Origin of the sequence: Teichococcus coralli, from assembly GCF_009829925.1 — a bacterium.
Lineage (GTDB): Bacteria > Pseudomonadota > Alphaproteobacteria > Acetobacterales > Acetobacteraceae > Pseudoroseomonas > Pseudoroseomonas coralli.
Genome location: NZ_SNVJ01000018.1, coordinates 63,684 through 84,544, shown reverse-complemented (window position 1 = coordinate 84,544; position 20,861 = coordinate 63,684). Strand labels below are relative to the sequence as shown.

Sequence of the window (20,861 nt, the reverse complement as noted above, 5' to 3'; positions counted from 1 at the left end):
TATGGCGGGTCGAGGCGGGGGCCGCCAGGGTGGGGCCAAGGCGCGGGAGCTTGCAGGTTGATTGGGATCGAGTCCCACGGCCTGCGCGGTTGCCGGATGAAGCTGTCCGGCCGCCTGCGCGCCGGGCCCCCCGATCCGGTCCCCTGCGCCGCCGCGGACGCCCGAGGCCGGGATACGGGTTGCGCACCGCCGCGCCATGCCTGGCTGAGGGCCTTGTCCAGGGACTGGAGACCGGCGGGCTGGCGCATCCCGGGCCGGCGGGGCAGAATCGCAGCGTTGCTGCTCAGCCCGCTGGAAGGCGGCAGTCCGCCAGGCCAGGCGCTGCAGGGGCGGCTTGCCTGTCCCGCAAGGCCTTGCAAGCACCCTGCGCGCCCTGGAGCGGACGCCGGCGCATCATGGCAGGAGCGGCACCAATCTTCTGGAGGGAGGCAAGGCCATGCCCACCATTCCGCCCCGGCACCCGGAAGGCCTGCCGACATGACGCGCGGCCTGGCACATGTGGAGGAAGCAAAGCTCGGCAGCCTGCCCGCTCCTCCCCCCGCCGAGCGGCGCCCGGAGCGCACCATCGGCATCGCCTGCCTGCTGGCGACCGCCTGCGGCTGGGCGCTGAACTGGGTGGCCATGAAGTTCCTGCTGCAGGTCTGGCCGCCGCTCTTCTCGCGCGGGCTGGCCGGCGTGGTGGCGGCGATCGGCCTCGCCCTGGTGGCGGTGCTGATGAAGCAGAGCCTGCGCGTGCCGCGCGAGGCATGGCCGCGGCTGCTCGGCGCGGCCTTCACCAACGTCTTCGCCTGGATGGGCTTCTCCTCGCTCTGCATGAAGTGGATCAGCGTCGGTGAGGGGGCGCTGCTGGTCTATACCATGCCGATCTGGGCGACGATCTTCGCCTGGCCCCTGCTCGGCACGCGCCCGACCCGGCGCGGCGTCGCGGCCCTGCTGCTCGGGGTGGCGGGCATCAGCGTGCTGCTCGGCGGCCAGAGCTTCGCGGCCGGAAGCGGGCAGTTGCCGGGCGTCAGCTTCGCGCTGGCGGCGGCGGTGCTCTTCGCCCTCGGCACCGTGCTGAACGGGGCGCCGCTGCCGCTGGCGCCGGTCGCCTCCACCGCCTGGCAGGTCGGGCTGGGCTGCCTGCCCATGTTCCTGCTCGGCGTCGCCTTCGAGAGCCCGCAGCTCGGCGCCCTGACGCCCGCCGGCCTGGGCGCCATGGTCTACATGACCATCTTCCCGATGGGGGTTTGCTACCTGACTTGGTTCGGCGCGCTGCGCCGCCTGCCGCCCTCGGCCGCCTCGACCGGGATGCTGCTGGTCCCGCTGCTCGGCACGCTGACGGCCGCCGCCCTGCTGGGCGAGCCGTTCGGGACACGCCAGATCGTCTCCATGGTGCTGACGCTCAGCGGCGTGACGCTGGCGCTGCGCCGCGGCTGAACGCCCGGGCCGGCGGCACGCCCTGGCCCGGGCCGCATCGCCCTGTATTCTCCCCACCCATGACCCTGCGCATCGGCATCGACCTTGGCGGCACGAAGACGGAGATCGCCGCGCTCGACGAAGCGGGCGCGGTGCGGCTGCGCCGGCGCGCCGCCACCCCGAGCGACTACGGCGGCATCCTGCATCTGATCGGCGGGCTGGTGGCGGCTGCCGAGGCGGATCTCGGCGTCTCCGGCGCCACGGTCGGGCTCGGCATCCCCGGCAGCCTGAGCCCGGCCACCGGGCTGGTGCGCAACGCCAATACCCAGTGCCTGAACGGCCGGGCACTGGACCGCGACCTGGAGGCGCGACTCGGCCGCCCCGTGCGGCTTTCCAACGACGCCAACTGCCTGGCGCTGAGCGAGGCGGCGGATGGTGCCGGCGCCGGCCATGGCGTGGTCTTCGCGGTGATCCTGGGCACCGGCGTCGGCGGCGGCGTGGTGGTGGACGGGCGCGTGATCGAGGGGCGCAACCGGGTCGGCGGCGAATGGGGGCACAATCCCCTGCCCTGGGCGCGGCCGGAGGAGCATCCCGGCCCGTGCTGCTGGTGCGGCCAGCGGGGATGCCTGGAGGCGTGGCTCTGCGGCCCGGCGCTGGCCGCCGGCTGGAAGGGCGAGGGCCATCGGGATGCCGGGGGCATCGCCGAAGCCGCGGCGGCGGGGGACGAAGCGGCCCGTTCGGCGCTGGTCCGCCATGCCGGCCGGCTGGCCCGGGCGCTGGCCGCCGTGACCAACCTGATCGACCCCGACGCCATCGTGCTGGGCGGTGGCCTCTCCAACCTGGATCATCTCTATGCCGAGGTGCCCCGCCGGATGGCGCCCTACGTCTTCGGCGACGTGGCAGCTGTGCGGCTGGTGCGGGCGAAGCACGGCGACTCCTCCGGCGTGTTCGGCGCCGCGCGCCTCTGGGACCGGCCCTGAGCTGATCGACCGTGGGGCGGGAGCCTTCCCTCAGGGCGGAGCCGAAAACCGACAGAAAAAGAAGGGGGTCCGGGGGAATTCATTCCCCCGGCCTTCGCTTCCTCGATACCTCCGGGAAGAACCCTCCTGCCCAGCCCATTCCCGCTTTAGAATGCCTCCATGCCCGCCCTTTGCCGCGACTGCCTGCACCTGTTCCAGGAGGGACCCACCTGCCGGGCCTGCGGCGGGCGGCGGATCGTGCGCCATGGCGAGCTGACCGAGCTCGCCATCGCCCATATCGACTGCGACGCCTTCTTCGCCAGCGTGGAGAAGCGCGACCGCCCCGAGCTGCGCGCCCAGCCGGTGATCGTCGGCGGCGGCAAGCGGGGCGTGGTCTCGGCCTGCTGCTACCTGGCGCGCATCCGCGGCGTGCGCTCGGCGATGCCGATGTTCAAGGCGCTCTCCCTCTGCCCGGATGCGGTGGTGATCCGCCCGGAGATGGCGAAATACGCCGCCGCCAGCCGCGCCATCCGCGCGCTGATGGAGGACCTGACGCCGCTGGTGCAGCCGCTCTCGATCGACGAGGCGGTGCTCGACCTCTCCGGCACGGCGGCGCTGCACCGGGCGCCCCCGGCCGCCGTGCTGGCGCGCTTCGCGCTGCGGGTGGAGCGGGAGGTGGGCGTGACCGTCTCGGTCGGCCTCGCGCCCAACCGGCTGCTGGCGAAGCTGGCGGTGGAGCGGGACAAGCCGCGCGGCTTCGCGGTGATCGGCGCGGCGGAGGCAGCCTCGGTGCTGGCGGGCGAACCCGTCTCGGTGCTGCCGGGCGTCGGGCCGGTGCTGGCGCGCCGGCTGAACGGGCTGGGCTTCGTCACGCTCGGGCAGTTGCAGGGGCTCTCCCCGCGCGAGGCCGCGGCGCGGCTCGGCGAGGAGGGGCCGGGGCTGGCCGCCCGCGCGCGCGGCGAGGATGGCCGGCCGGTGGACCCCAACCGCGAGACCAAGTCGATCAGCGCGGAGACCACCTTCGAAGCGGACCTGCGCGGCGTGGCCGAGCTGGAGGCGCCGCTCTGGCGGCTTTGCGAGAAGCTGGCGCGGCGGCTGAAGGAGAAGGGCTTCGCCGCCGGGGGAGTGGTGCTGAAGCTGAAGACGGCGAGCTTCGCGCTGCGCACCCGGCATGCCCGGCTGCCGGCGCCGAGCCGACTGCCGGACACGCTCTTCGCCGCCGCCCGGCCGCTGCTGGCGCGGGAGGCGGACGGCACCGCGTTCCGGCTGATCGGCATCGGCGCGCAGCCGCTGCTGCCCGGCGCCGGGGCCGATCTGGGCGACCTGGTGGACGCGGAGGCGCCGCGCCGCGCCGCCCGCTGGGAGGCCATGGAGAAGCTGCGCGCCCGCTTCGGCGAGGCCGCGGTCACGCGAGGCCTTCTCGCCAAGCGCTAGGCAGCCGCATTTGAGGCATGGACCTGCACCACTTGCCAGACATAGGATGACCTGACGTCATTCCTGAACAACAAGGGAACGCACATGCCCCAGATGACCCCCGCCGAGATGGCGAAGCAGATCGGCAGCGGCCTGCTTTCCTTCCCGGTCACGCATTTCCACCCCGACTTCTCCTTCGACCCGACGCCTTACCGCGAGCATGTCGGCTGGATGCTGAGCCACAAGCCGGCCGGCCTCTTCGCCGCCGGCGGCACGGGCGAGTTCTTCAACCTTTCCGCCGGCGAGATCGCCACCGTGGTGAAGGCGGCGGTGGACGAGGTGAAGGGCGCCGTGCCGGTGATCGCCCCCTGCGGCATGGCCACCCCGATCGCGAAGGAGCTCGCGCAGGCGGCCGAGGCGGCGGGCGCGGACGGGTTGCTGCTGCTGCCGAACTACCTGGTGAACTCGGAGCAGGCCGGCCTCGCCGCGCATATCGAGGCGGTGTGCCGGAGCACGAAGCTCGGCGTCATCGTCTACAACCGCGACAACGCCATCCTGAACGAGGACACGCTGGCGCGGCTCTGCGAGCGCTGCCCGAACCTCGTCGGCTTCAAGGACGGCGTCGGCGACATCGAGCTGATGACGCGGATCTACGCCAGGATGGGCGACCGGCTCACCTATGTCGGCGGCCTGCCGACGGCGGAGACCTTCGCCCTGCCCTATCTGGAGATGGGCGTGACGACCTATTCCTCCGCCATCTTCAACTTCGTGCCGGAGTTCGCGCAGGACTTCTACGCGGCGGTGCGCCGGCACGACCGCGAGGCGGTGTTCCAGGGCCTGCGCGACTTCGTGCTGCCCTATATCGCCCTCCGCAACCGGAAGAAGGGCTATGCGGTCTCCATCGTGAAGGCAGGCTGCGCCGCGGTCGGCCGTTCCGCCGGCCCGGTGCGTCCGCCGCTGACCGATCTGGACGCGGGCGAGATGGAGATGCTGAAGGCGCTGGTCGCCAAGCTGCCGGAAGGCGCGCGCCGCGCCGCCGCCTGATCCGCCGGCTTCGTGGGGGAGCGATGCTCCCCCACGGTTTTCCTTACTTCCGCAGCTCGCCGGGCTCGCGCTGGCTGCCCGCCTGGCTGTGCCGCGCCGCCTGCTCGCTGCCCTCGCCACGCGCGCCCGCCGCCGCGACGCGCGCCGCCTGCAGCAGCAGGCCGCTGTCGTTGCCGATGGTGACGAGCTTGAAGCCCATGCCGATCATGCGCTTGGCATAGGCGGCGGTGCCGTTGTGCAGGCCGACGGCGATGTCGCGCTTGCCGCACTCGTTCAGCAGGCGCTCGTAGATCTTGAGGATCTCCGGCTCCTCCCGGTCCAGCTTCGGCACCAGGCCGAGCGAGAGGCCGAGGTCCGACGGGCCGACATAGATGCCGTCGATGCCCGGCACGTCCAGGATGGCCTCGATGTTGTCGAGCGCCTCCTGCGTCTCGATCATCGGAATGACCGCGACATCCTTGTTCGCCGTGGCGAAATAGGAGCCTGCCTCGCCATAGATGCCGGCGCGGATCGGCCCGAAGGAGCGCGTGCCCTCGGGCGGATAGCGGCAGGAGGAGACAAGCTGCTTCGCCTGCTCCGCGGTGTTCACCATCGGGCAGATCACGCCCATGGCACCGGCGTCCAGCACCTTGCCGACAATGCCCGGCTCGTTCCACGGCACGCGCACCATCGGCGTCACCGCATGGGGCTGCATGCCCTGGAAGCAGGCGACCGCGGAAAGATAGTCCTGCACGCCATGCTGCATGTCGACGGTGAGGCTGTCGAAGCCGGCCTGCGCCATCACCTCGGCGCTGTAGGCATTGGGGATGGCCAGCCAGCCATTCACCACGGCGCGGCCCTGCGACCAGGCCTCCTTCACCTTGTTTGCCATTGGGTGTTCGTTTCCTCCGGGATGGAGGGAAACGCTAGGCTCGGTGAAGCGGGAGCGTCAACGTGTCGAACGCATGACGAATGCGGTTTTGCCGCGGCGGGAGAGGCTCGCCGCGTCCTGCCGGCGCCAGGGGTCATGTTTCCCTCCAACCGCGCCCGGCTGTGGAGCGACTGCCGCCCGGACCGGGCCAGCCCCTCCTGCCTCTGGCCCGGAGCAAGCCGTGGCGCCGCCAGGGGGCGCGCGGCCGCCGAAGGGGTGGCGCGCGCCGGTCCTCTCCTTCTGGGTCCGCGGCACCGCCGCCCGATTTGCAGCATTGCTCCGTCACGCCCATCAGCCATGCGCTTGATGACCGGCCAGACGTGGTGCGAAGGTCTAGCCACGCCGGCCAAATGATGGGATTTCCCGCATTCCTGAGCGAAATCAGCGCAACGAAGAGGAAGGAGCAAGGCAATGTTGAGTGGTGGCATCCTTCTCACGGCATGCCAGGTCCGAATGGCGCGCGCGGCGCTCCGCTGGCCGGTGGACGAACTGGCCCGCCGCTCGGGCGTCAGCCAGGCCAGCATCCGGCGCATCGAGTCGGTCTATGGCGTGCCCAATGTCACGGTCAGCATCCTGGAGAAGTTGCGCACCGCTTTCGAGGAGGCCGGCATCGTCTTCCTGGCGGATAACGGCGCGCGCGACGGCGGCCCGGGCATCCGCTTCAACCGCTATCCCGGACGGCAGGCCGTCGCCGCCTGAGGCGGCTGCTTTTCGCTGGCCGCTCCAATGGGGGGCGCGTAGCGTTCGGCACCATGCGCCAGCCGACGAGCCATACCTCACCCCCCGCCGCGCCCCGCTGGCGTCTCGCCTCGGAAACCGGGACGCTGCGGGAAGTCCTGGTCTGCCCGCCGGACCACTATCGGTGGCTGCCCACCAACACCATTGCCCGCCATACGCTCGCCGAGGCGCGGCAGGCCCCGGCGCCGGCGCATCTCGCCGCCCAGCACGCCGAGCTGGTGGCGGCGCTGCGCGAGGGCGGCGCCACCGTGCACCACCTGCCGCCCGAGCCGCACCTGCCCTACATGGTCTACACGCGGGACAGCGTGGTGGTGACGCATCGCGGCCCGGTGCTCTGCCAGCTCGAACGGCCGCAGCGGCGCGGCGAATATGCCGGGCTGCTCGACTTCCACGCCGCCCGGGGCAGCGGCTTCTGGCGGAAATCCTCCGCCGGCACGCTGGAAGGCGGCGACATCCACATCCTCCACCCCGGCCTCGCCGTGATCGGCCATTCCGGCGGGCGCACCGACGAGGCGGGTGCCGAACAACTCGCCGGCTGGCTGCGCGCCGAGGGCTGGGAGGTCCGGCTGGAGCCCTTCGACGAGCATTTCCTCCACCTCGACGTGCTGTTCTGCATGGCCGCCCCCGGCCTCGCCGTCGCCTGCGCCGATGTGCTGGACGAGGACTTCCTCCGCTGGCTGCGGGCGCATGGCATCCGCTGGCTGCCTGTCCCCTACCGGGACGCAATGCAGCTCGGCTGCAACATCCTCGCCCTGGGCGGCGGCCGCGTGGTATCCGCCCGCGGCAGCCGCGCCCTGAACGCCGCGCTCCGCGCCGAGGGGCTCGCCGTGCTCGACCCCGAGCTGTCGCTGTTCACCCTGGGCGGCGGCGGCCCGCATTGCCTGACCTGCCCGCTCGCGCGGGATGAGGAGATCGCATGACCATCACCGCCAACCCCGTGGACACCGTGATCGCCGCCGCGCGGGCCTTCCTGGGGGACCGGCTCTCCACCAACGCCTCGGTGCGCGAGCAGCATGCCCGCGGCGAGGACGCCAACCCGCCCGTGCTGCCCGATGCCGTGGCCTTCGTGGAGAGCACCGAGGAGGTCTCGCGCCTGCTGGCGCTGTGCAACACGCATGGCGTGCCCGTCACCCCCTTCGGCGCCGGCACCAGCCTGGAGGGGCATGTGGTGCCCGTCCGGCGCGGCATCAGCCTCGACCTCAGCCGCATGACCGCCATCCTGGAGGTCAATGCCGAGGACATGGACTGCCTGGTGGAGCCGGGCGTCAGCCGCCACCAGCTCAACGATTATTTGCGCGACCAGGGCCTGTTCTTTCCGGTGGACCCGGGCAGCCACTGCTCGCTCGGCGGCATGGTGGCCACCCGCGCCTCCGGCACCAACGCGGTGCGCTACGGCACCATGCGCGAGGCGACGCTCGGGCTTGAGGTGGTGCTGGCCGATGGCCGCGTCATCCGCACCGGCGGCCGCACCCGCAAGGCGGCCAATGGCTACGACCTGACGCGGCTCTTCGTCGGCTCCGAGGGCACGCTCGGCGTGGTGACGAAGGTCCGCCTGCGGCTGCAGGGCATCCCGGAGGCGACCAGCGCCGCCGTCTGCCAGTTCGACAGCCTGGCCGCGGCGGTCGAGACGGTCATCATGACCATGCAGGCCGGCATCCCCGTCGCCCGCATCGAACTGGCCGACGCCGACCAGATGCGCGCCTCCATCGCCTATTCCAAGCTCGATTTCGCGCCGCTGCCGACGCTGTTCCTGGAATTCCATGGCAGCCCGGCCGGCGTGCAGGAGCAGGCGGCGGCGGTGGAGGCCATCGCCGCCGACATGGGCGGCAAGGGCTTCGCCTGGGCGCATGACGCCGAGGCGCGCGGCAGGCTCTGGAAGGCCCGGCACGACGCCTGGTGGGCGGCCAACGCGCTCTACCCGGGCCGCCGCGGCATCACCACCGACGTCTGCGTGCCGATCTCGCGCCTCGCCGAGGCGATCACCGGCGCCAAGGCCCTGGCCGAGGCGGCCGGGCAGGACACCTGCATCGTCGGCCATGTCGGGGATGGCAACTACCACGTCGTCATCCTCTTCCCCGCCGATGACCCGCAGGGGCTGGAGAAGGCCTGGGCGCTGGACCGGCAGATCGTCGCGCAGGGCCTGGCGCTGGGCGGCACCTGCTCGGGCGAGCACGGCATCGGCCTCGGCAAGCGCGAGTTCCTGGAGCAGGAGCATGGGGCCGAGGTGCTGGCGGTGATGCGCGGCCTGAAGGCGACGATGGACCCGAAGGGCATTCTCAACCCGGGCAAGCTGTTCCTGAACTGAGGCGATCCGGGCGCCCCGCCAGCCCCGGCCGGCGCATGGCGCTGGCGCGGGGCTCGGAACGACGCCACACTCCTCCCCGCTCGTGCAGTCGCGGGGAGCGGTGCGATGGCAGCGGAAGGCGGGCCCCGCGCGCGGGGTGGAGAGGCCGGCCCGTGGTGGGCATCCGGCGAGGTCTATGAAGGCTATGTCGGGCGCTGGAGCCGCCGGGTCGCGAAGGAGTTCCTCGCCTGGCTCGGTGTGCCGCCCGGCGAGGACTGGCTTGACCTGGGCTGCGGCACCGGTGCGCTGACCGAAGCGATCCTGGCGGACCATGCCCCGGCCAGTGTGCTCGGCATCGATCCCTCCGAGGGCTTCCTGGCCCATGCACGGCACCAGGTGACGGACCCACGCGCCGCATTCCGCCAAGGCGACGCCCAGGCCCTGCCGGTGCCGGATGCCAGCTTCGGCGCGGTCGTCAGCGGCCTGGTCCTGAACTTCGTGCCGGACCCGGCGAAGGCGGTGGCGGAGATGCGCCGCGCCGCCCGTCCCGGCGGGACCCTGGCGGCCTATGTCTGGGACTATGCCGATGGCATGCAGATGATGCGCCGCTTCTGGGACGCCGCCGGCGCGCTGGACCCGGCCGCCCGCGAGCGGGACGAGGCGCTCCGCTCGCCGCTCTGCCGGCCCGATGCCCTGCGCGCGCGCTTCGGCGGCGCGGGGCTGCGTGGCGTCGAGGTGACGGCGATCGAGGTGCCGACGGTGTTCCACGACTTCGAGGATTTCTGGCGGCCCTTCCTGGGCGGGCAGGCCCCCGCTCCCGGCTACTGCATGTCGCTGGACGAGGAGCACCGCGCCCGGCTGCGCGAGCGACTGCGTGTTACGCTGCCCACGGAGCCGGACGGGCGCATCCGGCTCGCCGCGCGCGCCTGGGCGGTGCGCGGCGTCACCTAGGGCATTTTCCGTTCGCCCTGGCTCACGGGAATGCTCTAGCCGGTTGTTTTGACGANCACGGGAATGCTCTAGCCGGTTGTTTTGACGAACATCTTCACCCGTCCCGATGATGCCATCGGAACAGGATCTGCTCTAGCAGAAGGCCGCCCTTCCGCGCGCAGGAGCGGCTCAGGCCGCGGAGGCGGCGCCGGATGGCTTGTCGCGGGGTTCGAACAGCACCGTGCCGACCTCCTCATGGGCGGCACGGATGCGGCGCGCGATCTCCCGCGTGCCCGCCTCCACCGCCTCGTCGCCGAGCCGGTCGTGGAAGTCGAGGGTCAGGGCGACGAGCACATAGGCGGGCCCGAGGTGCAGGGTCAGGATGCGGTCAAGCCGCACGACCCGTGAATCGGCGCGAACCAGCCGGGCGATGTCCTGCCGCACCTCCGGCGCAACGCTTTCGCCCAGCAGCAGGCTGCGGCTCTCCCGCGCCAGGAACAGCGCGGTCACGCCGAGCAGCAGCCCGATCAGCAGCGAGGCCACCCCTTCCATCACCGGCCAGCCGAAGAGGTGGTCGAGCATGACGCCGAGCGCGGCGATCACCACGCCGGCGACCGCCGCGCTGTCCTCGAAGACCGCCGTCATGGCGATGGGGTCCTTGGTCCTGCGGGCGGCGCGCAGCCAGCGTCCCCGCGGGCGCGTCTGCCGGCGGAACTCGCGCGCGCCGAAATACAGGCTGGTGCCCTCAAAGACAAAGGCGAGCGCGAGCACGCCGTAGCTGATCCAGACATTCTGCGCCGGCACGGGATGCAGGACCTGCTCAACCCCTTCCCAGACCGAGACGCAGGCGCCGATGCCGAAGATCAGCATCGCCACGATGAAGCTCCAGAAATACACCTCCTGCCCGTGGCCGAACGGGTGCAACTCGTCTGCCGGCCGTGCCGCCTTGTGCATGCCGAGGAGCATGAGGGCCTGGTTGCCGGAGTCCACGGTGGAATGGATCGCCTCGCTGAGCATCGCCGAGCTGCCGGAGAGGACAGCCGCGCCGAATTTGGTGACGGCAACGGCCACGTTCCCGGCCAGCGCGGCATAGACTGCCAGCTTCGCGCTTCCCTCTTTCGGCATCGGTGTTCCTCGGCCTGCGGTCTGTGCCCCGGACAGAACGCGGCGGGCGGCGATCGTTTGCGGGAAGGCGCTCGCGGCGGAAAAGATGAACAGGAGTCCATAATAATATTTCACGGTCCTCGCCAGCCGGCCGATGACAAAGCTCGGCCTCTGCCCGCAAAATGGGACGGAGCGGCGGCGGCAGCCGCCGGCTGTCCAAGGGAGTTGCAGAGCGAATGATCCGTCGCCAATTGCTGACCGGTGGTGCCGTGATGGGCGCCTCGGCGCTGGCCGCCCCGGCCATTGCCCAGACCGCGCCCGAAATCCGCTGGCGGCTGGCCAGTTCCTTTCCCCGTTCGCTGGATACCATCTGGGGCGCCGGCGAGCGCGTCGCGCAGCGCGTGGCGGCGCTGACGGACGGCAAGTTCCAGATCCGCGCCTTTCCCGCCGGGGAGCTGGTGCCCGGCCTGCAGGTGGCCGACGCGGTGCAGAACGGCACCGTCGAGTGCGCCCACACCGCCTCCTACTACTTCGTGGGCAAGGACCCGACCTTCGCCTTCGACGCCACCCTGCCCTTTGGCCTGAACACCCGGCAGATGAACGCCTGGATGCAGGAGGGCGGCGGCCGCGAGGCGCTGCGCCAGTTCTTCGCCGGCTACAACATCGTCTCCATCCCCGCCGGCAACACCGGCGCGCAGATGGGCGGCTGGTTCCGGCGCGAGATCAAGTCCGTGCAGGACCTCAGCGGCCTGAAGATGCGCATCGCGGGCCTGGCCGGCAACGTGATGCAGAAGCTCGGCGTGGTGCCGCAGCAGATCGCCGGCGGCGACATCTACCCCGCCCTGGAGAAGGGCACGGTGGACGCGGCCGAGTGGATCGGACCCTATGACGACGAGAAGCTCGGCTTCAACCGTGTCGCGCCCTACTACTACTTCCCGGGCTGGTGGGAGGGCTGCCTCAACCTCTCGCTCTACGTCAACCAGGCCAAGTACGACGAGCTGCCGAAGCTCTACAAGGAGGTCCTGGAAAGCGCCTGCCACGACGCCACCCTCACCTCCATCGCCAAGTACGACGTGCAGAACCCGGCGGCGCTGAAGCGGCTGATCGCCGCCGGCACCCAGCTTCGCGCCTTCCCGCGCGACGTGATGGGCGCCGCCTACAAGGCCAGCTTCGAGCTCTATGACGAGATCGCCGCCCAGAACGCCACCTTCAAGAAGATCTACGAGGGCTGGCGGGAGTTCCGGGATACCGAGTATGGCTGGTTCCGGGTGACGGAGCACACCTTTGACCAGTTCGTCTATGCTATGTACGGCCAGGAGGCGCAGCAGCGCCGCTGACGGCCTGCCCGGCGCCGCCCAAGCGGCGCCGGCCTTGTTTTCTGTCAGGGCGCCGCCCAAGCGGCGCCGGCCTTGTTTTCTGTCAGGGCGCCGCCCAAGCGGCGCCGGACGTATTTTCTATCAGGGCGCCGCCCGAGCGGCGTTGGACGTGTTTTCTATCAGACCTGGAAGGACCCGCTGGATGGGTGCCCTGCTTGGCTTCAGTCGGGCGATGGACAAGGTCAGCACCGCCTTCGGCGTGATCGCCTACTGGCTGGTGCTGCTGGCCTGTCTGGTCAGTGCCGGCAACGCCGTGGTGCGCTACGGCCTCAACTACTCCTCCAACGCCTGGCTGGAGGTGCAGTGGTACTTCTTCGCCGGCATCGTCCTGCTTGGTGCCGCGCCGACGCTGATGCGCAACGAGCATGTGCGCGTGGATCTCGTCTTCGGCAGCCTTTCCCCGCGTGCCCGGCTCTGGGTGGACGTGTTCGGCCTGATCCTGTTCCTGCTGCCGGCGATGGGGCTGATGGCCTGGATGACCTGGCCCTTCTTCGTGGACAGCTGGGTGCGCCTGGAGGAGTCCTCCAATGCCGGCGGCCTGATCCGCTGGCCGGTGAAGCTGCTCCTGCCGGTCGGCTTCGCGCTGATCTGGCTGCAGGGCCTGGCCGAGCTGATCAAGCGCGCCGCCCTGCTGCGCGGCATCACGCCGCAGGGCGGGGTGGTCACCGACTACCACCGCCCCGACCAATGATCGCCACCCCGTAACGCGGACACTCCTCCCCGATGGTGACCCTCGAGATGATGCCGCCGCTGATGTTCGGCGGTCTCGTCGTTTTCCTGCTGATCGGCTTCCCGGTGGCCTTCTCGCTGGCCGCGGCCGGGCTGTTCTTCGGCTTCCTGTCCATCGAGCTCGGCTTCTTCACCCCGGCCTACCTGGGCAACCTGCCCTTCCGGGTGTTCGGCATCATGTCGAACGAGCTGCTGCTCTCGATCCCCTTCTTCACCTTGATGGGGGCGGTGCTGGAACGCTGCGGCCTGGCGGAGGACCTGCTGGAGGGCACCGGCCAGCTCTTCGGCAAGGTGCCGGGCGGGCTCGCCATCGCGGTCATCCTGGTGGGTGCGGTGCTCGGCGCCATCACCGGCACGGTGGCCGCCTCGGTGATCGCCATGGGCATGATCAGCCTGCCGGTGATGCACCGCTACGGCTACGACATGCGGATCGCGACGGGCGTGATCGCCGCCTCCGGCACCATCGCGCAGCTCATCCCCCCCTCGCTGGTGCTGATCCTGCTGGGCGACCAGCTCGGCCGCTCGGTGGGCGACATGTATGCCGGCGCGATCGGCCCCTCGATGCTGCAGATCGCGCTGTTCATCCTGTTCATCGCGCTGGTCGCCATCTTCCAGCCGCACCGCGTGCCGCCGCTGCCGCCCGAGGCGCTGGGACCGCGTGGCTGGCCGCTCTACTGGCGCGTGGCGAAGGGCATGGTGCCCTCGATCGTGCTGATCTTCCTGGTGCTCGGCACCATCTTCCTTGGCATCGCCACGCCGACCGAGGCGGGCGCCATGGGCGCGGTGGGCGCCATGCTGCTGGCCGCCGTGAACCGCCGCCTCACTTGGCCGCTGCTGCGGCAGGCGATGGAGAACACCATGCGGCTGACCGCCATGGTGATCTTCATCCTGGTCGGCTCCACCGTCTTCTCCCTGGTGTTCCAGGGCGTGGATGGCGCGCTCTGGATCGAGCACCTGCTCTCCCACCTGCCCGGCGGCCAGACCGGATTCCTGATCTTCGTCAACGTCTTCATCTTCTTCCTGGCCTTCTTCCTCGACTTCTTCGAGATCGTCTTCATCGTGGTGCCGCTGCTGGCGCCGGCGGCGGCGAAGCTCGACATCAACCTGGTCTGGTTCGGCGTGCTGCTCTGCGTGAACCTGCAGACCAGCTTCATGCACCCGCCCTTCGGCTTCGCGCTGTTCTACCTGCGCGGCGTGGCGCCGAAGGAGGTGCTGACCAAGGACATCTACTGGGGCGCCATCCCCTGGGTCTGCATGCAGCTCGTCCTGGTGGCGACCGTCATCCTGTGGCCGCAGAGCGTGACCTACTGGCTGGATTCCGGCCCGAAGGTGGATCCGAGCAGCATCCGCATCGAGGTGCCGCTGCCCGACATGCCGGCCGACGACGCGCCGATCATCTTCAAGTAACGCGAAAAGTCCGGGGGAAGGAATTCCCCCGGGCACCCTGCCTTCCGCCTGGGCGGGGAAGCGCGCCGGGAAGGGTTCCTCCCCGGCCACCGGCGTCAGTCCAGCACGCCCTTCACCAGCGCGATGCGCGTGCGCTCGCCGGTGATGCCGAAGTCGTCGTCGTTGATGAGCATCAGCGTGCCGCCCTGCAGCAGCGCGATGCCCTCGATCTTGGCCGGCAGTTCCGGATGGTCGGCGCTGTCCAGCAGCAGGCGCTTGGCGAGCGGCGTGATGCCGGTGCCCACGAGGTCGTTGCTCTGCTCCAGCGTCGGCCGTGTCGCCGCATCGTCCCAGCGGGTGCCGGCGATGTTGGTGGCGCCCTGGTCCAGCCGCACCTCGTAGAGCTTGGTGGTCTTCTCGGTGCGCTCCAGCACCATCAGGCGGCCGGGGGCGAGCCAGCTCATTTCGGAGATGCGCGGGTTGTTCTGCTTGTTCGACGGATCATTGCGGAAGCTCTGCGGATCGTCGAGCTGATAGACCCATTCGCCCGTCACCGTGTTGGTGGCGGGGTCGTAGCGCAGCAGGCGGGTGTTGCGGGCGTCGCGGTAGGCGGCGGCGTCGGGGTTGGCCAGCGGGTTCTGCAGGATGGCGTAGAGCGTGGCGCCGTCCGGCGTGCCGGCCACGCTCTCGATGCCGCGGTTGGACTGCCGCCTGGCCAGCAGGGCGGGCAGGCCGTCCAACACCTCGTAGCCGGCGCCGGCGAACTCGCCCGCCGTGCCGGCCGGCACGATGCGGCGGAGGATGCGCCCCTCGGCGCCCACATGCACCAGCGACGGGGCGTTCTCCTCGCCCACCCAGAAGCTGCCATCGGGCAGGCGCAGCAGGCCCTCGGCGTCGATGGCGGAGGGGTCGTGGTCGAGCTTGCGGCCCTCGCCGTCGAGCGGCTGCTCGGTGCGGCCCTTCAACGGGTTGGTGAGGCCGGTGATGGGGCGGCCGTCCTGCGTCTTCAGCGCCAGGGCTTCGAAGACGCGGAAGCGCTTCTGCTCCGGCAGGAGCTGCACGCCGTAGAGGGTCGGCGCATAGTCCGGGCGCGGATAGATGCGGCCCCTGGCGTCGGCGGCGCAGATGCGGTCGGCGGCAAGGCCGGTGATTTCCCTGGCGTCGCCGCAGGCGATGTTGGGGCCGCGGTCGGAGAGGGTATAGACGATGTCGGCCGGATCGCCCGGGCGGTGGTAGGCGGCGCTGCCGATGCCGAGGCGGAGGTCAAGGGTCTTGCCGCCCGCGAAGCGGACCTGCCCCATGCGCAGCCCCGGGTCGTCATTGCTCAGGATGGTGACTTCGGGCCTGGCCTGAGCGATGCCGGGCAGCAGCAGGCAGGTGGCGAGAAGAAGACGACGCATCGGCGCCTCCGTTGCATGATTCGCGGACGGCGCAAGCTATGCGTTTGTTCTCCGTGCGACGTGTGACCCTTTGATGACGGATGGCGGGGCCCGGGGCGACGCTGTCACCCCGGCGGGGGGTTCAGGGGGGCGGCTCCCCCCCGCCCTGCGGCCCAGCCTGTGAGCGCCTCGGCGTTCCCGGCCGCCACCGCCAGCCCGAGCAGCGGACCGAACTTGAAGCCATGCCCGGAAAAGCCGCTCATGACGATGCACGGCTCGCCCAGCGGCTCGACGATGAAGCGTTCCTCCGGCTCGACATCGTAGTAGCAGGCCTTGGCCCCGAGCACGCGATAGGCGCCGGCGTCGCGCAGGCGGGGGCGGGCCAGGGCGAGGATGGCCTCGGCCTCGGCGGCGCTGGCCTCGCGCGGGTCTTCGGCGTCGCCCTGCAGCGAGAAGCGGTGGTCGCCGACCTTCAGCGGCGTGCCGGCGACGGGTGGCACGGCATAGAAGCCGCCTTCGTCGGAAAGGTCGAGCAGCATGGGAGCCGTCTTCCAGGCGGCGCGGTGGGCGGCCGGCGGCTCCAGGTAGACGACGATCTGCCGCGAGGCGGTGACGCGCCCGGCGAGGCCGGGAACGAGGCGCGGCGCCCAGGGGCCGGCGGCGAGCACCAGGCGATCGGCTTCGTGGCGGGTGCCGTCCTCCAGGGTCAGGCTGGCGCGGGCGGGATCAACATCGATGGCGCGGCCGCGCAGGAAGCGCACGCGACGCCCTTGCAGGTGCCGCGCCAGGGCGCCGACGATGCGGCCGGCCAGCAGCACGCCGCCTTCCGCCATGTGGAAGGCGGCGCCGATGCCGTGGGTGCCCAGCATCGGGTAACGGGCGGCGACGCCCTCGGCGCTCAGATCGGTGCAGGCGTGCCCTTGGGCAGCGAGGGTGGCGCGGCTCTCCGCCAGCCAGCCTTCCTGCCGGCTGGCCACCGCCAGCACGCCCGTCGGCACGTGGAAGCGTTCGCCGAGGTCGGCCCAGAGCAGGTCCCAGGCGGCATAGGCCTCCTCCACCATCCGCGTGTAGCCGGCGGCAGGGCCGTAGGCGTGGCGGATGAGGCGGTGCTCGTCCACGCTGGCGCCGCGCGGATTGGGCACCGGGTCCTGCTCGACCACTGTGACGGAAAACCCTGCGCGGGACAGGCCCCAGGCGGCGGAGAGGCCCATGATCCCGGCCCCGAGGACAAGCGCGTTCGGCATGGCGGGAGCATGCCGCAGCCGCTCCGGCCTGCCTAGCGCCAGGCCAGCGTGTCGCTTCCCGGTGGAGCACCTGCACGGGCGCGCGGTTCCTTCTCCCCAGGGGGGAAGCCAGGAGAACGCGGCCGAAGCAGGCCTCGCTCGGCGGCGGCATGGCTTTCCTCGGTGCGGACCTGGTGGCGGTGACGGTGGTCTGGATGCACGCCAAGCACGATGGCCGACGCTATGCCCTCCACCTCCCGGCCCCGCCCTACCTCCGCATGGCGGCGGGCAGCCGGGCCGGCGGGGCCGCCTGCGGCATCCCCGGACACTGCTCGCGGAACGGGTTGCGGATGGGCTGGAGGCCGCCGGGAGGCTTCGCCTGCCCGCGGCCCCCTCCGCCGTCAGCTCGGCGGCGCCACCGAGAGCGTGATGCCGCCATGCAGCGCCTCACCGGGCGCCAGGATGTGCATCGCGCCCCAGCGCGCGAATTGCGGGCGGTTGATCACGTCCGGCACATGGCTGACCGGTTCCAGGCAGAGCACCGGCCGGTCGGCGGGGGCGAAGAACTGCAGGTTGCGCGACCAGTCGCCCGTGGCGCGCAGCACCAGCGTCAGGTCGGGGCGGCGCAGCTCCGCCACGCCGTCCCAGCCGGCGAACTGGCCGTCGGCATTGAGCCAGTCGGCCTCGCCGCCATTCACGCCAGCCGAAGGCACCACCTCCACCGGCAGCTTGCGCGCGTTGCGCCGGAAGGTGGCCTCGGCCGCGAAGTGCACCGCGCAACCCTGGGGGCGGGCGAACCAGGGATGCCAGCCAAAGCCCATCGGACAGGGCTCGGCGCCCTCGTTGCGCAGGGTGAGGTCCAGCGTGAGCGCGGCCTCCGAGAGCACCACCTCCAGCCTCGCGGCATAGTCGAAGGGCGGCCGCGCCAGGGACTGGGTCAGCACCGCCCGCCGCGCCGAGGCGGCCTCCACCTGCCAGGGCAGCGCACGGGAAAGGCCGTGCAGGGCGTTGCCCTCGTCGGCGTGGGTGACGGGAAAATGGTAGGTCTCGCCGGCCCAGGGAAAGCGCCCGCCGTCGATTCGGTTGGTCCAGGGCAGCATCCAGAAGGCGCCGTGCGCGGGGTCGAGCAGCGCTCGCCCGGCATGGGCAAGGGCGGCGAAGTGGGCGCCCCGCTCCGGCAGCAGATCGGCCCGCCAGGGGCCGGATTCGAGGCGCATGCATCCTCCGGGCTTGGAGCGAGGGGGCAGGCTTTCCCGCCCCCGCGGCCATGGGATCAGTCGAGCGCGAAGGGGTCCTTCGGGCTCGGCGCGGCGCGGCTGTAGTCGTTGGCGCAGTAATCGCCGCCCTGGTAGCGCTCCACCACCGGGTTGCCGGAAACCTTGTCCTTCACCTGCGCGCGGGCGGTCTCGGCGGTGTCCTGCGGCTGCCAGCCGATGCGGTCGCGGTGATCCTTGCCCCAGAAGCTGGCCGGATTGTCGCTGGCGCCCCAGACCACCGCATGGCCGACGCGCGGCGCCTTCAGGAAGGCGTCGCAGAGCCGCGCCAGGTCGGCATAGGAAAGCCAGGTGGAGAGCATCCGCGCGTTCGCCACCTCGGGGAAGCAGCTGCCGATGCGCACGTTCAGGTTCTCGACGCCGTGCTTGTCCCAGTAGAGCCGGCCGATCAGCTCGCCATAGGCCTTGGAGAGGCCGTAGAAGCTGTCGGGACGGAAGGCGCAGTCGTAGTCCAGCTTCTCGCTGCGCTCGTGGAAGCCGATCGAGTGGTTGGAGGAGGCGAAGAGCACCCGCGCCGCGTTGCGCCGCGCCGCCTCGTAGATGTGGTAGAGGCCGCGGAGGTTGGGGTCGAGCACCTCCTCGAAGGGCCGGTCCACGGAGACGCCGCCGAAATGCAGGATGGCGCCGCAGCCATCCGCCAGATGGTGCATGGTCACCTCGTCGCCGAGGTCGGCGGTGGTGAACTTGGCGCCGGCCGGCAGGTCGTCCGGAAACGGCTTGATGTCGGTCAGCACCAGGGTGTGGCCGAGCGCGGCGAGCTCACGGGCCAGCATGCGGCCGAGATTGCCGGAGGCGCCGGTCAGCAGGACGGGCTTTTGCGAAGCGGACATGGATGCGGTTCCTCAGGACGTCACTGGCCGTAGCCGAGCAGCACGCGCGGCAGGGTGAGGGAAACAGCCGGCCAGTAGGTGGTCAAGGCCAGCGCCACCAGGATGGCGCCGTAGAAGGGCCAGATGCCCTTCATGGTCTGCTCCATGCGGATCTTGCCGATGGCGCAGCCGACGAAGAGAACGGCGCCGACCGGCGGCGTGGTGAGGCCGAGGCCGAGGTTCATCATCACCACCATGCCGAACTGCACGGGGTCCATCCCGAGCGCCTGCACCACCGGCAGGAAGATCGGCGTGGTGATCAGGATCAGCGCCGCCATGTCCATCACGCAGCCGAGCAGCAGCAGCGCCACGTTGATCAGCAGCAGGATGACCACCGGGTTGTCGCTGATCGCCAGCATGCCGCGCGTCAGCATGTCGGCGAAGCCGTAGAGCGCCAGCAGCCAGGCGAAGGCCGTGGCGGTGCCGACCAGCAGCAGCACCACCGCGGTGGTGCGAACCGAGGCGGCGAGCGCGACCTTGAAGGTCTCCCAGGAGAGGCCGCGATAGACGATGAGCGTTGCCGCCAGCGCCCAGATGGCGCCGAAGGCGGCGCTTTCCGTCACGGTGAAGACGCCGCCCAGCACGCCACCCAGGATGATGACGCCGGTCATCAGGCCCGGAAGGGCGTCGAGGAAGGTCATGATCAGGTGGCGGAAGCCCTGCCACTGCTCGGCCGGATAGCCCCGCCGCACCGCGATGACATAGGCGGCGACGCCGAGGCAGAGGCACATGACCACGCCCGGGATGATGCCGGCGAAGAACAGCGCCGAGACCGAGATGCCGCCGCCCGCCGCCAGCGAGTAGAGGATCATGTTGTGGCTGGGCGGGATCATGATGCCGGCGATGGAGGCGGTGACGGTGACGTTCACCGCGTAGTCGGTGTCGTAGCCCTTCTGCTTCATCGCCGGGATCAGCACGCTGCCGAGCGCCGAGGCATCCGCCACCGCCGAGCCGGAGATGCCGCCGAACAGCATCGAGGCGGCGACGTTCACCATGCCGAGCCCGCCCCGCATCCACCCGACCGCGCTGGCCGCCACCGCGATCAGCCGCCGGGCGATGCCGCCATGCATCATGATCTCGCCGGCGAAGATGAAGAAGGGAATGGCGAGCAGCGAGAAGGAGCTCATCCCCGAGGTCATCTGCTGGAAGGCGACGGCCGGGCTGATGCCTTCCCAGACGAAGCCGCCGAGCGCGGCGAGGCCGAGGGTGAAGGCCACCGGCACGCCCATGACGATGCCGCCGAAGAAGATGGCGAACAGAATGATCAGGCCGATTTCCACGGGCGGGCTACTCCAGCGACGAGGCGGAACGGGCTTCGGTATGCCGGCCGGCGAGCGCCAGCAGCGCCTGCTCGGCCGCGAACAGAACGATGAGGATGCCGCTGACGGTGAGCGGCACAAAGGTCCAGACCTGGCTGATGCCCAGCAAGGGGATGCGGATGCCCTGGCTGGTCTGCACCAGCTCCCAGGACCAGATCGCCATGGCGGCGCCGAACACGCCGACGACGACGTCGCAGATCACCTCGATGATGCGGCACGCACCGGGCGGCAGCGCCTCGCGGAAGCCAAGGACGGAAAGGTGGAAGCGTTCCCGGACACCGACCGCCGCGACGGGCAGGGCGATGGTGATGACGATCAGCGTCGCCGCGCGCTCGACCCAGGTGGGCGTGTCGTTCAGCACGTAGCGGCCGAACACCATCCAGCCGGTGATGACCACCAGCGCCACCATGGCGATGGAGGCGAGCAGGATGACCAGCTTGGCCAGGCCATCCAAAGCACGCGAGAAGGCATTCATGGGCGGGTGGACTCCGAGAGGGGAGAACGCCGGCAGGAGGCGGGGCGCCGG

The 20,861-nt window shown here is 70.9% G+C and carries 19 protein-coding genes; 11 read left to right on the top strand and 8 right to left on the bottom strand.

Annotated features, from left to right (window positions below):
- The first annotated feature begins 477 nt into the window (after positions 1-477).
- The 4 genes from E0493_RS17760 to kdgD all read left to right on the top strand — a co-directional run bounded on the left by E0493_RS17760 (position 478) and on the right by kdgD (position 4,814).
- The gene (locus E0493_RS17760) at positions 478-1,419 is read left to right on the top strand and encodes a DMT family transporter (RefSeq protein WP_160938586.1); all 942 of its coding nucleotides are present in this window, start codon (positions 478-480) and stop codon (positions 1,417-1,419) included.
- A gap of 59 nt (positions 1,420-1,478) precedes the next feature.
- Positions 1,479-2,378 carry an ROK family protein gene (locus E0493_RS17755; protein WP_160938585.1) on the top strand — a complete coding sequence of 300 codons (900 nt, stop codon included), beginning with the start codon at positions 1,479-1,481 and terminating at the stop codon, positions 2,376-2,378.
- Between the two features lie 159 nt (positions 2,379-2,537).
- Positions 2,538-3,791: a DNA polymerase IV gene (locus E0493_RS17750; RefSeq protein WP_160938584.1), complete on the top strand. Its 1,254-nt coding sequence runs from the start codon at positions 2,538-2,540 to the stop codon at positions 3,789-3,791.
- 84 nt (positions 3,792-3,875) lie between these two features.
- A complete protein-coding gene (kdgD, locus tag E0493_RS17745; RefSeq protein ID WP_160938583.1) occupies positions 3,876-4,814 on the top strand; it encodes a 5-dehydro-4-deoxyglucarate dehydratase in 939 nt (312 codons plus the stop codon).
- Positions 4,815-4,857: 43 nt separating this feature from the next.
- Here kdgD and E0493_RS17740 read toward each other — a convergent pair whose 3' ends face one another.
- Positions 4,858-5,685, bottom strand: coding sequence for an HpcH/HpaI aldolase family protein (locus E0493_RS17740; protein ID WP_160938582.1), 828 nt, complete (start codon positions 5,683-5,685; stop codon positions 4,858-4,860).
- A 492-nt stretch (positions 5,686-6,177) separates the two neighbouring features.
- Here E0493_RS17740 and E0493_RS17735 point away from each other — a divergent pair, with 492 nt between their 5' ends.
- The 4 genes from E0493_RS17735 to E0493_RS17720 all read left to right on the top strand — a co-directional run bounded on the left by E0493_RS17735 (position 6,178) and on the right by E0493_RS17720 (position 9,697).
- On the top strand, positions 6,178-6,423 hold the full coding sequence (locus E0493_RS17735) for a helix-turn-helix domain-containing protein (RefSeq protein ID WP_202397198.1): 246 nt from the start codon (positions 6,178-6,180) through the stop codon (positions 6,421-6,423).
- Positions 6,424-6,476: 53 nt separating this feature from the next.
- The gene (locus tag E0493_RS17730; protein WP_160938580.1) at positions 6,477-7,382 is read left to right on the top strand and encodes a dimethylarginine dimethylaminohydrolase family protein; all 906 of its coding nucleotides are present in this window, start codon (positions 6,477-6,479) and stop codon (positions 7,380-7,382) included.
- Positions 7,379-8,767 (top strand): FAD-binding oxidoreductase, encoded by a 1,389-nt coding sequence (locus E0493_RS17725; RefSeq protein ID WP_160938579.1) that lies wholly within the window; start codon positions 7,379-7,381, stop codon positions 8,765-8,767. Before E0493_RS17730 ends, E0493_RS17725 begins: the two co-directional genes overlap by 4 nt.
- A gap of 105 nt (positions 8,768-8,872) precedes the next feature.
- Positions 8,873-9,697 (top strand): class I SAM-dependent methyltransferase, encoded by an 825-nt coding sequence (locus tag E0493_RS17720; protein WP_160938578.1) that lies wholly within the window; start codon positions 8,873-8,875, stop codon positions 9,695-9,697.
- A gap of 168 nt (positions 9,698-9,865) precedes the next feature.
- Here E0493_RS17720 and E0493_RS17715 read toward each other — a convergent pair whose 3' ends face one another.
- The gene (locus E0493_RS17715; protein ID WP_160938577.1) at positions 9,866-10,801 is read right to left on the bottom strand and encodes a cation diffusion facilitator family transporter; all 936 of its coding nucleotides are present in this window, start codon (positions 10,799-10,801) and stop codon (positions 9,866-9,868) included.
- Between the two features lie 215 nt (positions 10,802-11,016).
- Here E0493_RS17715 and E0493_RS17710 point away from each other — a divergent pair, with 215 nt between their 5' ends.
- The 3 genes from E0493_RS17710 to E0493_RS17700 all read left to right on the top strand — a co-directional run bounded on the left by E0493_RS17710 (position 11,017) and on the right by E0493_RS17700 (position 14,292).
- Positions 11,017-12,117: a TRAP transporter substrate-binding protein gene (locus E0493_RS17710; RefSeq protein ID WP_160938576.1), complete on the top strand. Its 1,101-nt coding sequence runs from the start codon at positions 11,017-11,019 to the stop codon at positions 12,115-12,117.
- Positions 12,118-12,298: 181 nt separating this feature from the next.
- Positions 12,299-12,847 carry a TRAP transporter small permease subunit gene (locus E0493_RS17705; protein ID WP_160938575.1) on the top strand — a complete coding sequence of 183 codons (549 nt, stop codon included), beginning with the start codon at positions 12,299-12,301 and terminating at the stop codon, positions 12,845-12,847.
- Positions 12,848-12,879: 32 nt separating this feature from the next.
- Entirely contained in the window at positions 12,880-14,292 is a 1,413-nt protein-coding gene (locus tag E0493_RS17700; protein ID WP_160938574.1) for a TRAP transporter large permease, read from the top strand.
- A gap of 95 nt (positions 14,293-14,387) precedes the next feature.
- On the opposite strand, the gene E0493_RS17695 is transcribed toward E0493_RS17700, so the two are convergent.
- From E0493_RS17695 to E0493_RS17670, 6 genes are all read right to left on the bottom strand, one after another.
- On the bottom strand, positions 14,388-15,671 hold the full coding sequence (locus tag E0493_RS17695) for an esterase-like activity of phytase family protein (protein WP_160938573.1): 1,284 nt from the start codon (positions 15,669-15,671) through the stop codon (positions 14,388-14,390).
- Positions 15,672-15,775: 104 nt separating this feature from the next.
- Positions 15,776-16,894, bottom strand: a complete 1,119-nt coding sequence (locus E0493_RS17690; protein WP_160938572.1) for an FAD-dependent oxidoreductase — start codon at positions 16,892-16,894, stop codon at positions 15,776-15,778.
- A 380-nt stretch (positions 16,895-17,274) separates the two neighbouring features.
- A complete protein-coding gene (locus E0493_RS17685) occupies positions 17,275-18,090 on the bottom strand; it encodes an aldose epimerase family protein (RefSeq protein ID WP_160938571.1) in 816 nt (271 codons plus the stop codon).
- Between the two features lie 56 nt (positions 18,091-18,146).
- Entirely contained in the window at positions 18,147-18,977 is an 831-nt protein-coding gene (locus E0493_RS17680; RefSeq protein ID WP_160938570.1) for an NAD-dependent epimerase/dehydratase family protein, read from the bottom strand.
- A gap of 20 nt (positions 18,978-18,997) precedes the next feature.
- Complete coding sequence (locus E0493_RS17675; RefSeq protein WP_367614540.1) at positions 18,998-20,296, bottom strand: TRAP transporter large permease; 1,299 nt, start codon at positions 20,294-20,296, stop codon at positions 18,998-19,000.
- 7 nt (positions 20,297-20,303) lie between these two features.
- Positions 20,304-20,810 (bottom strand): TRAP transporter small permease, encoded by a 507-nt coding sequence (locus E0493_RS17670; protein ID WP_160938569.1) that lies wholly within the window; start codon positions 20,808-20,810, stop codon positions 20,304-20,306.
- Between the last annotated feature and the right edge of the window lie 51 nt (positions 20,811-20,861).

What these genes read in the sequence shown, in the direction of transcription:
- E0493_RS17710 (WP_160938576.1), top strand. Translation starts at nt 11,017, where the DNA reads ATGATCCGTCGCCAATTGCTGACCGGTGGTGCCGTGATGGGCGCCTCG.
- E0493_RS17735 (WP_202397198.1), top strand. Translation starts at nt 6,178, where the DNA reads ATGGCGCGCGCGGCGCTCCGCTGGCCGGTGGACGAACTGGCCCGCCGC.
- E0493_RS17695 (WP_160938573.1), bottom strand. Translation starts at nt 15,671, where the DNA reads ATGCGTCGTCTTCTTCTCGCCACCTGCCTGCTGCTGCCCGGCATCGCT.
- E0493_RS17740 (WP_160938582.1), bottom strand. Translation starts at nt 5,685, where the DNA reads ATGGCAAACAAGGTGAAGGAGGCCTGGTCGCAGGGCCGCGCCGTGGTG.
- E0493_RS17760 (WP_160938586.1), top strand. Translation starts at nt 478, where the DNA reads ATGACGCGCGGCCTGGCACATGTGGAGGAAGCAAAGCTCGGCAGCCTG.
- E0493_RS17755 (WP_160938585.1), top strand. Translation starts at nt 1,479, where the DNA reads ATGACCCTGCGCATCGGCATCGACCTTGGCGGCACGAAGACGGAGATC.
- kdgD (WP_160938583.1), top strand. Translation starts at nt 3,876, where the DNA reads ATGCCCCAGATGACCCCCGCCGAGATGGCGAAGCAGATCGGCAGCGGC.
- E0493_RS17680 (WP_160938570.1), bottom strand. Translation starts at nt 18,977, where the DNA reads ATGTCCGCTTCGCAAAAGCCCGTCCTGCTGACCGGCGCCTCCGGCAAT.
- E0493_RS17720 (WP_160938578.1), top strand. Translation starts at nt 8,873, where the DNA reads ATGGCAGCGGAAGGCGGGCCCCGCGCGCGGGGTGGAGAGGCCGGCCCG.
- E0493_RS17705 (WP_160938575.1), top strand. Translation starts at nt 12,299, where the DNA reads ATGGGTGCCCTGCTTGGCTTCAGTCGGGCGATGGACAAGGTCAGCACC.
- E0493_RS17750 (WP_160938584.1), top strand. Translation starts at nt 2,538, where the DNA reads ATGCCCGCCCTTTGCCGCGACTGCCTGCACCTGTTCCAGGAGGGACCC.
- E0493_RS17715 (WP_160938577.1), bottom strand. Translation starts at nt 10,801, where the DNA reads ATGCCGAAAGAGGGAAGCGCGAAGCTGGCAGTCTATGCCGCGCTGGCC.
- E0493_RS17685 (WP_160938571.1), bottom strand. Translation starts at nt 18,090, where the DNA reads ATGCGCCTCGAATCCGGCCCCTGGCGGGCCGATCTGCTGCCGGAGCGG.
- E0493_RS17690 (WP_160938572.1), bottom strand. Translation starts at nt 16,894, where the DNA reads ATGCCGAACGCGCTTGTCCTCGGGGCCGGGATCATGGGCCTCTCCGCC.
- E0493_RS17700 (WP_160938574.1), top strand. Translation starts at nt 12,880, where the DNA reads ATGGTGACCCTCGAGATGATGCCGCCGCTGATGTTCGGCGGTCTCGTC.
- E0493_RS17730 (WP_160938580.1), top strand. Translation starts at nt 6,477, where the DNA reads ATGCGCCAGCCGACGAGCCATACCTCACCCCCCGCCGCGCCCCGCTGG.
- E0493_RS17725 (WP_160938579.1), top strand. Translation starts at nt 7,379, where the DNA reads ATGACCATCACCGCCAACCCCGTGGACACCGTGATCGCCGCCGCGCGG.
- E0493_RS17670 (WP_160938569.1), bottom strand. Translation starts at nt 20,810, where the DNA reads ATGAATGCCTTCTCGCGTGCTTTGGATGGCCTGGCCAAGCTGGTCATC.